Source organism: Alphaproteobacteria bacterium (assembly GCA_005883305.1).
GTDB lineage: Bacteria > Pseudomonadota > Alphaproteobacteria > Sphingomonadales > Sphingomonadaceae > Allosphingosinicella.
In genome coordinates, this window is record VBAC01000001.1 from 2,456,994 (window position 1) to 2,469,685 (window position 12,692).

Genomic DNA, 12,692 nt, shown 5'->3' on the forward strand with positions numbered 1-12,692 from the left:
CCCTAGACCAGCGCCAGCCCCGTCAGCTTGCCGAGCAGGCGCGGCGGCAGCGCGTCGATCCCGTCCGGCTCGCCCTCCAGATCCGCCGGCACGTCGGCCGCTTCGAGATAGCGCCAGCCCTGGTGCGCGCGCTTCGAGGCCGCGCGGACCCGGACCAGGTCCGCGTCGAGCCGGATGATCGCCCGCCCGTCCGAGGCGGTGCCGAAGCCGAGGATCGCCTGGCGCCCGATCAGGCGGTGCCTCACGATCCAGTAGAGCGATCCACCGGTCAGCTCGTCCGCCCGCTTGGGCATGAAGCGGGTCACGATCGCCACCGTTCCGCCGGTCGCGCGCGAGCGCATGCGTTTGTCGAGCGCGTCGAAGCCGGTGCAGCGGACCGCGACCTTGGACAAATTGAGGCTGGGCATGTGTCGGCCCTTAATGTTCAGGCACTTAGCCCGCAAGGCCGGTGGCGACGGCGAGGCCCAGGAAGACGAGGAAGCCCATCGAATCCGTGGTCATAGTCACGAACACCGACGAGGCGACGGCGGGGTCGGCGCCGGCCCGTTCGAGGGTCAGCGGAACGAGCACGCCGGCCAGCCCCGCGATGACGATGTTGGTCATCATCGCCGCCGCGATCACCCCGCCGAGCGCCGGATTGGCGAAGACGAGCGAGACGCCCACGCCGATCACCACGGCGATGGTCGCGCCGTTGAGCAGAGCGACCCGAAGCTCGCGCCACACTGCGCGCCAGCGGTTGGATTGCGTCAGCTGGTTGGTCGCCAGCGCCCGGACGGTGACGGCGAGCGTCTGGGTCCCGGCATTGCCGCCGACGCCCGCGACGATCGGCATCAGCGTCGCCAGCGCCACCATCCGGGCGATCGCCCCCTCGAACATGCTGATGATGATCGAGGCCACCAAAGCGGTGCCGAGATTGGCGATCAGCCAGCGCACCCGCGCCTTGTAGCTGTCGGCCACCGGCTCGTTGATGTCGCCCTCGACGCCGGCGCCGGACAGCAGCAGCGCGTCCTCGCTCGCTTCCTCCTGGACGATGTGGACGACGTCGTCGGCGGTGATCATGCCCACCAGCCGACCGCCCGAATCGACCACCGCCGCCGAGATCAGGGCGTATTTCTGGAAGCGCAGAGCGACCTCCTCCTGGTCCATGTCGACCGGGATCAGCGTCTGCTCGCGCTTCATCACGTCGGCGACCGCGATCCGCCGCGGAGTCCTCAGGATCCAGGAAAGCAGGCAGGTGCCGACCGGCCGGTGCGCCGGATCGACGACGAACACCTCCCAGAAGTCGGTCGCCATCTCGTCGCCCGCGCGAAGGAAATCGATCACCTGGCCGACCGTCCAATGCTCGGGCACGGCGACGGTGTCGCGCCGCATCAGGCGGCCCGCGGTTTCCTCCGGGTAGGACAGCGCTTCCTCGATCGCCGCCCGGTCGTCGGGGTCGAGCGCGCGAAGAACGGCGCGCTGCTCCTCCTCCTCCATGTCCTCGATGATCGCGACCGCGTCGTCGGTCTCGAGCTCGCCGGCGATCTCGGCGACCTGGTGAGGCTCCAGCGCGTCGAGCAGTTCCTCGCGCACCCAGTCGTTCATCTCGGCGAGCACGTCGCCGTCGAGCTCGTCGGCGATCGAGGCGGCGAGCGCGCGCCGGTCGCCGCTGTCGACCAGCTCGAACAGGTCGGCGACGTCGGCCGGGTGGAGCGCCGCGACCAGCTCGCGGGCGCGTTCGGAATCGCCCGCCTCGACCCGCTCCATCACCTCGCGGACGAATTCGGGCCGCAGCCGGTCGTCCGCGTCGTGGCGGCTTTCGGGTGGGGCGGCCGTCTCCGGGGCGGAGGTATCGAGGTCGCTGTCGCTCATCTCGCCCTCCTTCGCTTGGCTTGATCCCGCCGCTTCCTAGGCTGGCGCGCTTGCCCTGTCGATACGTGGAGCCTAAGCGGCGGCGCGAAGGAGTTCCCTATGTCCGAAGAGAAGAACAATCTCGTCCTCAGCCTCGATTCCGGCGGAGACGTCGTCATCCGCCTGCGCCCCGATCTCGCCCCGCAGCATGTCGATCGGATCAGGGAGCTGGTCGAGGAAGGCTTTTACGACGGCGTGATCTTCCACCGCGTGATCGACGGCTTCATGGCCCAGGGCGGCGATCCCACCGGATCGGGCATGGGCGGCTCCGACAAGCCCGATCTGCCCGCCGAGTTCAGCCGCGAGCCGCACGTGCGCGGCACGGCCTCGATGGCCCGCTCGAACAATCCCAACAGCGCCAACAGCCAGTTCTTCCTCTGCCTCGACGATTGCGGCTTCCTCGACGGCCAGTACACCGTCTGGGGCGAGGTGACCGAGGGCATGGAGCATGTCGACGCCCTGCCCAAGGGCGAGCCGCCGCGCAATCCGGGCAAGATCGTCAAGGCCAGCCTTAGGGATTAGGTCCGGGAGCCACCCCTTTTTCCCTCCCCCTCAGGGAGGGCGTAGGGTGAGGGTGTTCGGCGCAAGCGGTTATTCGTTGACTCTGTAACCCCTCACCCCAACCCTCTGCCCATCGGAGAGGGAGCATGGAAATGTCGACCAAGGCAATGAGCCGCCTCGTCACGCTCGTCACCGGCGCTTCGGCCGGTCTCGGCGCGGAATTCGCCCGCCAGCTTGCCGCCAAAGGCGAGCCGCTCGCTCTCGCCGCCCGCCGCCGCGACCGGATGGAGGCGCTGGCCAGGGAGATCGGCGGCGAGGTCCACATCTTCGAGGCGGATCTCGCCCGCGAAGGCGCCGCCGCCGGCCTGCTCGCCGAAATGGCCGCGGAAGGCCTCACCGTCTCCACCCTGATCAACAATGCCGGCTTCGGCCTCGCCGGCAAGGTCGCCGCTTTGCCGCCCGGGCGCCAGAGCGAGATGATCGATCTCAACGTCCGCGCTCTGACCGAGCTCTGCCGGCTCGTCCTCCCGGCCATGCTGGAGCGGGGGAGCGGCGCGATCCTCAACGTCGCCTCGACCGCGGCCTTCCAGCCCGGGCCCAACATGGCCGTCTATTACGCCAGCAAGGCCTATGTCCTGTCCTTCACGGAAGCGCTCCACCACGAGCTCGAGGACACGCCGGTCCGGGTCACCTGCCTCTGCCCGGGCCCGACCGAGAGCGAGTTTTCCGAGGTCGCCAACTCGCGCAGCCCGACGCTCGAGCGGATGAAGGTCCCCGCCGCCCCGGTCGTCCGCGCCGGCCTCGCCGGCCTCGCCAAAGGCAAGGCGATCGTCGTTCCCGGCCTGCCCAACAAGATCACCAGCCAGATGAGCCGCCTGCTCCCCCGCGCGATGATGCGGCGGATCGTCGGGCGGATTAAGGTCTAGAGAAACCTTATGCTCGGTTCGCGGACGCGCCGCAGCATCAATTCGGTCATCGCCCAGACCATCGCGTCGGCCCTGTCGGGAGACCGCCCCGGCCCGGCATAGCCGCCGCCGATCAAGAGACCGCACAATTGGTCCTCCAGCGCCGGAAAGGCTCCGGCGAACTTCGCCTTGCCGGCTTCGAACAGGGCCGCGACCGGCTCGGCGCGCGCCGTCTTGCCCTCGGCGGCGTGAACCAGCCGCAGCGGCAGCCCGGTATCCGCTGCCCTCAGCACGCTTTCGATCATCTTTCCGCCATTGTTCGCCTCGGCCACCACCCGATCGGCGCCCCAGGCCTTCGCCGCGCCGGCCACCGCCTTCGCCCAGCCGTCCGGCGAAAGCCCCCCGGCGCTGCAATCGGCCAGCACATAGCCTGTCCCGAGCGAAGCCGAGGGGCCTGTCCCGTCGCGGCCAAGCCCGCACACCACGATCCCGCATACGCCTTCCGCCGAAGCGGGCGGATCGACCCCGATCACGATTCGGGGACAGTTGCCGGCAACTGTCCCCATTTGCACCCGTCCCCTCTCGATCATCGCCCGGGTCCACAGCGCCCCTTCGAAATCCTCGATCAGCTCGCCGTCCAGCTCCTGCCGCCCGAGCCTGGTCCCGCCGTACATCTCTACCATCGCCTGCCGATAGTCTGCGGCCGAATGCACATTGTCGCAGGTCCGGCCAAAGGTCGTCTCGGCCCGCTCCATGGCGGCGATCCGCTTGACCAGGGGAATCGCCCGCGGCGTCGTCGTCACCACCGTGCGCGGGCGCTCGCCCAGCCGAAGCCCGAGCATCAGATTGTCCCAGGTCTCGTCCGCCTTGGTCCATTTCGCCAGCTCGTCGCACCAGGCGAAATGGTGCTGCGGCCCGCGCAGCGAGTCGGGCGAGCAGGCGGAATAGGCGAAGGCCCGGGCGCCCGAGGGAAACAGCAGCATCCGCTGGCTCGCCACCCAGCGCAATTCCTCGTCGGCCCGGGCCGAGGCGATCAGCCCGCTGTCGCCGCGGACCATCACCTTCACCGCTTCGTCCATCGTCGCGGCGACGAGCGCGATCCGCGCGTCGGGATGCTCGCGCGCCCGCGCCAGCACCCATTCGGCCCCGGCCCGGGTCTTGCCGAAGCTGCGACCGGCCCGGATCGTCCACACCCGCCACTCGCCCGCCGGCTCGCGCTGCCCGCCATGCGCCCAAAGGCCCCAATCCTCGTTCATCGTCATCCGCTCGCCCGGGCTGAGGCTGCGGATCACCCGCTCCAGCGCCGCCTCGTCGAGCTGCCGCCCCGCCGCCGCCAGCCAGCGGCGAAGCGCGCGTCCATCCTGTTTCATCTTTCAACCTCGATATGGTCAATGCGCTGCCTGGCTCCCTCTCCCGTGGGGAGAGGGTTGGGGTGAGGGGGTTCCGAGTCGGAGACTTCCGCAAACGCCCGAACCCCCCACCCTACCCTCTCCCCAAAGGAGAGGGTTTTCAGGCCCGGACCGGGACCTAGGCCTCGTCCCCCTCCACCCGCACTCCGATCGCCTTCAGCTTGCGGATCAGCTTCGCCGTCACCTCCTCGATCTCCACCCGCTTCGGCACATTCCGCTTGGGCACGTTGAACCCCGCCAGGCCGCGCTGGTGGTGGCGCAGCAGCTCCATCCCCTTTTCCCAGTCGATCTCGCCGGGGGCGTCCGCCCCCTCCACGATCGCGTCGCCGCTGATCTCGATCCGCTCCGCCCCGCGCGCCGCCCGCTCGATCAGAGCCGCCTCCAGCCGCGCATAGCCCTGCTCCAGCGCCGCGTCCCAATCGGCGCGAAAGCCGGCGTCGCGCATCCGGTTGGCGTAGACGGTGCTCACCGCCACACGCGCCGCCTTGGTCGATTCCTGCACGTTGCAGGTCGCCGCCAGATGCTCGAGAAACACCGTCCGCGCCCGCACTCCGAATATCTGGTGCCGTTTGCGCCGCTTCTGCAGCTTGCGGTTGCAATTGGGCACGATCTCTTCACCTTCATCCTCATTCATCCCGCTCTCCTTCGGACAACAAAAAGGCCGCCGGCAAACCTGCCTGCGGCCCAATCCCTCATCGCGCTCCGGCGAAGGCCGGAGCCGTGGACAACCCCGTCGGGGGGTGGATCCCTCATCGCGCTCCGGCGAAGGCCGGAGCCGTGGACGACTCCCGTCGGGGGTCGATCCGTCTTTCCTGTCGGCTTAGCTCGGGAGAATCGCCGCCCCCGGGCGCGACTCGCACGTCTCCACGATGACTGAATCATGCCACGGCAGAGTCACTCTGTCAACCACAAAAGTCAATGAAATCAACGTCCTACAAAATATCGGAATCCGCCAGTGCCCTCAATCGCTTGCCCGCAAATTTGTTGGATTTGAAATCCGACAGAAACCCGATTTTTCTCCGCGCAAAAATATTTTCGGCCCCGCCTCGGCGCCCAATCCGCCTAATTCAGAAGCTCCTCGCCGGCCGCTTTGAATCTCACGCAAAGCCGCGAAGCCGCAAAGAAGAAAATTAAAGGCCTAAGGCCGTATGGCCACCTACGGAGACGGACAGCAATGGCCTTCGGCCGGAGCTTGCTCAGCCTCTTTGCGCCTTCGCGTCTTTGCGTGAGACAATCCACGCCCGAACCGCTCAAGCGCCGGGGAAGAATGCACGAGGAAGGCCTACCCCAATTCCCCAACCAGCCAATCGTGGAACACCCGCACTGGCCGCCGCCCCAGCGCCGCCTTCCTACAGGCGAACCAGTAGGAATAGGGGCTCTCCACCGCGGCGTCGAACAGGCGGTGGAGGCGCGGGTCGTGGGCACCCTCCAGGTGCATCTCGAACATGAAGGCGATTCCGAGCCCCTGGGCGGCGGCGTCGAGGATCAGCTGGCCGGAATCGAAATGGTCGATCGCCGCCGGCGCGAGGTCCGGCAGCCCCATCGCCTCGCGCCAGTAATCGAACGCGTCGGGCAAATCGCGGTGGAGCAGGATCGTCGCTCCGGCGATCTCGGCGGGGTGCCTGAGGTGCGCAAGCGCCTCGCCGGCGATCGCCACCACCCGGTTGGCGCCGAGCTTCATGCTGTAGAGCGGCGGCTCGACCGCGCGGGCGAGGACGATCGCCGCGTCGAGCCCTTCGTCGAGCCGGGCCAGAGCGTGGCCGCGCGTGTCGATGTCGATGTGCAGCTCGGGATGGAGCGCCCTCAGCGCGCCCAGCCGCGGCATCAGCCGGTAGGAGGCGAACAGCGGAAGCACGGCGAGCTTCAGGCGCATGATCTCGGCGTGGCCGGCGGCGCGCTCCACCGCCTTGCCGAGCGCGTCGATCGCCGGCCCGATCTCGGCCAGCAATTGCGCGCCGTCGTCGTTGAGCGCGACCGCCTGGTGGCGCCGCTCGAACAGCGGCCGGCCGACGTGCCGCTCGAGCGACTGGATTCGCCGGGACAGCGCCGGCGAGGACAGCGCCAGCGCCTCCGCCGCGGCCTTGACCGACCCCAGCCGCGCCGTCTCGACGAACGCCTCGACCGCCGTCAGCGCCGGCAGCCGCTTCATGACGCTTGGCCTGCTATTTGTGCGCCGCACATTTCGGCGACCTCTCATTTGTGACGCAAATGCGTCACTCGCTGCGTGCAGTTTCTGCACCTGTAGAGGCCGTCTTCGCACTTGCACAAAACCTGCGCAAGCGCAAAAAAGACCCTGCCTTTCAGGCATCCTCTCCTAAAAACTTTCCAGGGTCGGCCACCGCGCCGGCCCTTTTTTTAGCCGAGGTCCGCCGAGCCTAAAGCGCCGCCGCGCAGCGGCGCCGCCCTTGGGCGAAGAGCCGGACCCGGCCGGCCAGCCTGCGCCCACGGGCGACAGGACTGACGTCACGGCACAATGGTGCCGTGACGGCCCTTCGGTGACCAGCCGGCTGTCGCGCCTACGCCTTCCCTCGGGCCGGCGGCCGCAAGGTCTCACGCAAAGCCTGTCCTGAGCGACGTCGAAGGGCCGCAAAGCCGCGAAGAAGAGAAAACGGGCGGAAGGCCGGAAGGCTTAGGGCGGCTGGCAGCAGTCGCTGCCGATAGAGACCCGCTCGGCCCCTTTGCGCCTTCGCGTCTTTGCGTGAGACATCCCGCGCCCGAGCCGCTCAGGCGCCGGGAATATGCTCCTCGCCGTCACGGCCGCCGCAAAGGCTCACGCAAAGCCGCAAAGCCGCAAAGAAGGGAAAGGGGCCGAAGGCCCGAAATGCTTTATACGCAGACCGGCAGCAGTGGCCGCCGATCGAGACCCGCTCAGCCCCTTTGCGCCTTTGCGTCTTTGCGTGAGATAAAATCCGAGCCCGAGCCGCTCAGGCGCCGGGAATATGCTCCGCACGAAGGCGCGGCGCCTCAGGCGCATCGTGATTGTTCGCTACGCGCCTGACCCCCTCGCGGAAAGTCGCTGCCCCGAAGTTCATCAGCAAGCCCAGCGGCAGGTCCATCAATCGCAAATAGGTCAGCACCTGCTTGGCATGCACCGGGGCCGTGCGCTCGACCGACTTGAGCTCGATCAGCAGCGCCCCCTCGACCAGAAGGTCGGCACGAAATCCTTCGTCGAGAATGATGCCGTCCAGCCGGATCGGAACCGGCTTCTGGCGCTCGACGACAAGCCCGCGCTGGATCAGGTTATGCGCGAGCACGGCCTCGTAAACGGATTCGAGCAGACCCGGCCCCAGCCGCTCGTGAACCTTGAACCCGCAATCGACGGCAATCGTCGCCAGCCTCTCGACATCCATCCATTTCCCCTTTCAGTTGAATGAACCTGCCGCTTCCGTGCCTCCTTCGAAGTCTGAATTATCTCACGCAAAGACGCAAAGCCGCAAAGAAGAAAATTGGGGCCGAAGGCCCCAGCGGCTCGGCGCCGATGCTGGATAGTAATGGCGGATGTCCCCATCCGCTCGGTCTCTTTGCGCCTTTGCGTCTTTGCGTGAGTCAAATCGGCGCCTGCACACCGCCGCCGCCGGGAATCGGCTCCCGCTCCTTCCGCCCCCCAACTTTTTTGAACCTTGCGTTGGCCGATCCGTTGGCCGGTCCTATGTGGGGCGCTTCGTTCCTGGAGATGTGAGCCGATGGCCGACGACGAACGCAGGGTGCGGCGCCTTCAGGTGGCGACGATGCGGCCCGAGGATTCGGGGCGCGGCATCGCCCGGCTGCCGCGCTCGCTGATGGCCGAGATGGGCCTCGCCGAGGGCGACGTGATCGAGCTGGTCGGCAAGCGCTCCACTCCGGCGCGCGCGGTCGGCCCCTATCCCGAGGACGAAGGGCTGGAGATCATCCGCCTCGACGGCCTCCAGCGCGCCAATGCGGAGCTCGGCGCCGGCGATTTCGTCGAGATCCGCAAGGCCGAATCCAAGCCCGCCACCCGGGTCGTCTTCGCCCCCGCGCAGAAGAATCTGCGGCTTCACGGCTCGGCCCACGCGCTGAAGCGAAGCTTCGGGATGAAGCCGGTCACCGCCGGCGACGTCGTCGCCACCCACGGCCAGCAGCAGATGCCGCGCGGCGACATCCCGCCCGAGCTTCGCCAGATGCTCTCCGCCCCGGCCTTCGCGCTCCAGGAGATCCGCCTCGTCGTCGTCTCGACCGTGCCCAAGGGCATCGTCCATATCGACGCCAATACCGAGATCGAGCTCCGGCCCGAATATACCGAGGCCAAGGAGAAGCGCCGAGCCGACGTCACCTATGACGATCTCGGCGGCATCGGAACGACGATCGACCAGCTTCGCGAGATGGTCGAGCTCCCGTTGCGCTACCCGGAGATATTCGAGCGGCTCGGGGTCGATCCGCCCAAGGGCGTGCTTCTCCACGGCCCCCCGGGCACCGGCAAGACGCGGCTCGCCCGCGCCGTCGCCAACGAGAGCGACGCCAACTTCTTCCACATCGCCGGCCCTGAGATCATGGGCTCGGCTTATGGCGAGAGCGAGAAGCGCCTTCGCGAATTGTTCGAGGAGGCGGCCGGCGCCGCGCCCTCGATCATCTTCATCGACGAGATCGATTCGATCGCGCCCAAGCGCGGCCAGGTCCAGGGCGAGACCGAAAAGCGCCTCGTCGCCCAGCTCCTGACCCTGCTCGACGGCCTCGAGCCGCGGCAGAACCTGGTCGTCATCGCCGCGACCAACCGGCCCGAGGCGATCGACGAGGCGCTTCGCCGTCCCGGCCGCTTCGACCGCGAGATCGTGATCGGCGTTCCCGACGAGAACGGGCGGCGCGAGATCCTCGGAATCCACACCCGCGGAATGCCGCTCGCCGAGGGGGTCGACGTCGCCGGCCTCGCCAAGCAGACCTACGGCTTCGTCGGCGCCGATCTCGCCGCTCTGGTGCGCGAGGCGGCGATCGAGGCGGTGCGGCGGATCATGCCGATGCTCGATCTTTCCGACGGCGCCGGGACGATCCCGCCCGAGGTGCTCGACACGCTCTCGGTCACGCGCAAGGATTTCGAGGAGGCGCTGAAGCGGGTCCAGCCTTCGGCGATGCGCGAGGTGATGGTCCAGGCGCCGAACATCGGCTGGGAGGATATCGGCGGGGTCGACGACGCCCGCGAGCGGCTTCGCGAGGGCGTCGAGCTTCCGCTTCGCCACCCGGACGCCTTCCGCCGGCTCGGAATCCGCCCGGCCAAGGGCTTTCTGCTCTACGGCCCGCCCGGCACCGGCAAGACCCTGCTGGCCAAGGCGACGGCGCGCGAGGCGGAGGCCAATTTCATCGCCACCAAGTCGTCCGATCTGCTCTCCAAATGGTATGGCGAGAGCGAGCAGCAGATCGCACGCCTCTTCGCCCGCGCCCGCCAGGTCGCTCCGACGGTGATCTTCATCGACGAGCTGGATTCGCTGGTCCCGGCGCGCGGCGGCGGCCTCGGCGAGCCCCACGTCACCGAGCGCGTCGTCAACACCATCCTCGCCGAGATGGACGGCCTGGAAGAACTCCAATCCGTAGTAGTCATCGGCGCCACAAACAGGCCGAACCTGATCGATCCGGCCTTGCTCCGCCCGGGCCGGTTCGACGAGCTGATCTACGTTCCGGTGCCCGATGCCGAGGGCCGGCGGCACATCCTGTCCATCCACACCAAGGGGATGCCGCTCGCCAAGGATGTCGACCTCGACGAGATGGCCGAGCGCAGCGAGCGGTTCACCGGCGCGGACCTCGAGGATCTCGTGCGCCGCGCCGGCCTGTTCGCGCTTCGCGGCTCGATCGAGGCGAGCGAGGTGACGATGGCCGCGTTCGAGCGCGCGCTCGGCGAGACCCGGGCCTCGGTGACTCCGGAGATGGAGCGCGAGTATGAGCAGATCCAGGCCAGCCTGAAGCAGGACGCGCGCGGCGCCTCGAGCGGAATCGGCTTCGTCCAGCCGGGAATGCTCACGCCGCGGGGTTCGAAGTCCTGAGCTTCGCGGCCGACCAGGCGGCAAGCCCCAGCATCAGCGCGGCGACGGCGGCGAAGGGCGCCACCGCGGCCCCCTGGTAGAGCGCGACCGCAAGCGGCGCACCGGCAATGTAAGCGAGGCCGTTGACCGAGGTGACCATTCCGGCGACCGCGTTCTGCTCGTGCCTCTCCACCGCCAGCGAGGCGCCGCTGGTGAAGCCGGGCCGGAACAGCCCGAAGCCGAGCGAAGCGAGCGCGAAGCCGATCGTGATCCCGTAGACCGAGCCGGCGAGGCCGGTCACCGCCGCGCCCAGCGCCGCAAGCGCCGAGCCCCACAGGACGAGCTGGCCCGGCTCGAGCCGGAGGCGCGGGATCAGCCCCCATTGCGCGAGCAAAGAGGCGACCGCCCCCGACATCAGCACGACGGCGATCGATTCCTGGGCATGGGCGAGCGGAACGTCGAGCCGGTCGATGACGAGGAAACCGATCACGCCGAGGAGGGCCGCCTGCCCGTGCCCGCCGACGATTCCGACGATGTGCCAGCGCATCACGCGCGGATCGCGCCAGCGCAGTGGCGCCCGCTCGGCATCCTCGCTCTGCGCGCCGTCGCCGCCGCCCCCGATCGACGGATAGCCGACGATCGGCCCGCGCGCGGCGCTTCGCGGCGTGTCGTCGGGCAGCCTCAGGGCGAGCATCAGCAGGACCAAGGCAGCGATTCCGGCGAAGACGAACAGCGGCCCCGAGAGGCCCGCGGGGGCGAAGACAAACAGCGGCGCGATGGCCGGACCGATGATCGTTCCGAGGCCGAAGGAGGAGGCGAGGCTGGCCAGCGCGCTGGTCCGCGCCACGCCCTCGGTCCGGGCGGCGACATAGGCCTGGACCGCGGGCGGAGAGGCCGATCCGAACGCGCCGTAGAGCCCGCGCCCGGCCATGAAGACCGCGAAGACGAGGGTCGGCGCGGCCAATCCGGCGAGGCCGAAGGCGAGCGCTCCGCCGCAGATCAGGTTGGAGGCGATGAAGCCGATCAGGCCGAGCCGCATCAGCGCGCGCCGTCCGCGGCGGTCCGCGCGGTGCGCCCAGACCGGCGCCATCACCACCCAGAGCACCGCGGACAGGCTGAAGGCGAGCGCCACCCACAGGTCGGCGACGCCCAATTCGCGCCCGATCGCCGGGAGCAGCGATTGCATCGCCGTGTTGCCCGCCGCGGCGACCAGCATCACCGAAAAGAGCAGGGCGAATCGTTCCCGCGAGAGGCCGTAGCCGTTCATTTCAGCGCGGCTCGCGCCCGGATCGGGATTTCCGCAGAGGGGGACGGCCCCTTGCGCCTTGCCAAGCGCGTCCCGATTTGCCAACGCATGGCCTTACCCCAAAAAGTTGGAATCAGCATGTCGGCATCCTGGAACGAAGCACGTAGTGACGGCGCCTTTGCGCGCGGAGGCGGTGGCGGCCCGCTGTGGCATTTCCTCAAGGGCTTCATCAAGCATCCCGTCATGGTCGGCTCGATCATCCCTTCGTCCAGGGCCACCATCGACAAGATGCTGGAGCCGGTCGATTGGACGAATTGCAAATTGTTCGTCGAATATGGCCCCGGCGTTGGCACGTTCACCGAGCATGTCCTTCGGCGCATGGCGCCCGATGCGACCTTGCTGGCGATCGACACCAATCCGGATTTCATCGACTATCTGTCCCGCAAGTTCCGCGACAACCGGCTCCTGCCCGTCCATGGCTCGGCCGCCGACGTCCAGCAGATCATCGCCGATTGCGGCTTCGACCATGCGGATTACATCTGCTCGGGCCTGCCCTTCTCGACCCTGCCCGCCGGCCTCGGCCCCAAAATCGCCAAGGAAACCTACGAGGCGCTGCGCCCGGGCGGCGCGTTCCTCGTCTATCAGTTCAAGGCCCGGGTGCGCGACTTCATGGCTCCCCATTTCGACCGGATCGACAAGGGCTTCGAATGGGTCAACATCCCGCCCTGCCACCTGTTCTGGGGCTGGAAGGCCTAGGCGGCCGAGCCGGTCAACA

11 protein-coding genes are annotated in these 12,692 nt (G+C 68.3%); 4 read left to right on the forward strand and 7 right to left on the reverse strand.

The window, feature by feature from the left end; genetic code table 11:
- Positions 1 to 2 precede the first annotated feature (2 nt).
- Both E6G92_12235 and mgtE read right to left on the reverse strand, forming a co-directional pair.
- On the reverse strand, positions 3 to 407 hold the full coding sequence (locus E6G92_12235; protein ID TMJ20468.1) for a DUF1489 family protein: 405 nt from the start codon (positions 405 to 407) through the stop codon (positions 3 to 5).
- Positions 408 to 432: 25 nt separating this feature from the next.
- Positions 433 to 1,851 carry a magnesium transporter gene (gene mgtE, locus E6G92_12240; protein ID TMJ20469.1) on the reverse strand — a complete coding sequence of 473 codons (1,419 nt, stop codon included), beginning with the start codon at positions 1,849 to 1,851 and terminating at the stop codon, positions 433 to 435.
- Positions 1,852 to 1,950: 99 nt separating this feature from the next.
- On the opposite strand from mgtE, the gene E6G92_12245 reads away from it, so the two are divergent.
- Together E6G92_12245 and E6G92_12250 are read left to right on the forward strand one after the other, a co-directional pair.
- Entirely contained in the window at positions 1,951 to 2,412 is a 462-nt protein-coding gene (locus E6G92_12245; GenBank protein ID TMJ20470.1) for a peptidylprolyl isomerase, read from the forward strand.
- A gap of 131 nt (positions 2,413 to 2,543) precedes the next feature.
- Entirely contained in the window at positions 2,544 to 3,317 is a 774-nt protein-coding gene (locus tag E6G92_12250; protein TMJ20471.1) for an SDR family oxidoreductase, read from the forward strand.
- On the opposite strand, the gene E6G92_12255 is transcribed toward E6G92_12250, so the two are convergent.
- The 4 genes from E6G92_12255 to E6G92_12270 all read right to left on the reverse strand — a co-directional run bounded on the left by E6G92_12255 (position 3,314) and on the right by E6G92_12270 (position 8,055).
- Positions 3,314 to 4,666 (reverse strand): ATP-binding protein, encoded by a 1,353-nt coding sequence (locus E6G92_12255; protein TMJ20472.1) that lies wholly within the window; start codon positions 4,664 to 4,666, stop codon positions 3,314 to 3,316. The genes E6G92_12250 and E6G92_12255 overlap by 4 nt on opposite strands.
- Before the next feature lie 157 nt (positions 4,667 to 4,823).
- Positions 4,824 to 5,339, reverse strand: a complete 516-nt coding sequence (locus E6G92_12260) for a hypothetical protein (protein TMJ20473.1) — start codon at positions 5,337 to 5,339, stop codon at positions 4,824 to 4,826.
- 648 nt (positions 5,340 to 5,987) lie between these two features.
- Positions 5,988 to 6,845 (reverse strand): LysR family transcriptional regulator, encoded by an 858-nt coding sequence (locus E6G92_12265; protein ID TMJ20823.1) that lies wholly within the window; start codon positions 6,843 to 6,845, stop codon positions 5,988 to 5,990.
- Positions 6,846 to 7,629: 784 nt separating this feature from the next.
- Entirely contained in the window at positions 7,630 to 8,055 is a 426-nt protein-coding gene (locus E6G92_12270) for a GxxExxY protein (GenBank protein TMJ20474.1), read from the reverse strand.
- A gap of 333 nt (positions 8,056 to 8,388) precedes the next feature.
- Between E6G92_12270 and E6G92_12275 the strand changes: the two genes are divergently transcribed.
- Positions 8,389 to 10,692: a CDC48 family AAA ATPase gene (locus E6G92_12275; protein TMJ20475.1), complete on the forward strand. Its 2,304-nt coding sequence runs from the start codon at positions 8,389 to 8,391 to the stop codon at positions 10,690 to 10,692.
- Here the strand turns inward: E6G92_12275 and E6G92_12280 are convergent.
- Positions 10,667 to 11,938: an MFS transporter gene (locus E6G92_12280; GenBank protein TMJ20476.1), complete on the reverse strand. Its 1,272-nt coding sequence runs from the start codon at positions 11,936 to 11,938 to the stop codon at positions 10,667 to 10,669. The genes E6G92_12275 and E6G92_12280 overlap by 26 nt on opposite strands.
- 117 nt (positions 11,939 to 12,055) lie before the next feature.
- On the opposite strand from E6G92_12280, the gene E6G92_12285 reads away from it, so the two are divergent.
- Positions 12,056 to 12,673 (forward strand): methyltransferase domain-containing protein, encoded by a 618-nt coding sequence (locus tag E6G92_12285; protein TMJ20477.1) that lies wholly within the window; start codon positions 12,056 to 12,058, stop codon positions 12,671 to 12,673.
- Positions 12,674 to 12,692 lie beyond the last annotated feature (19 nt).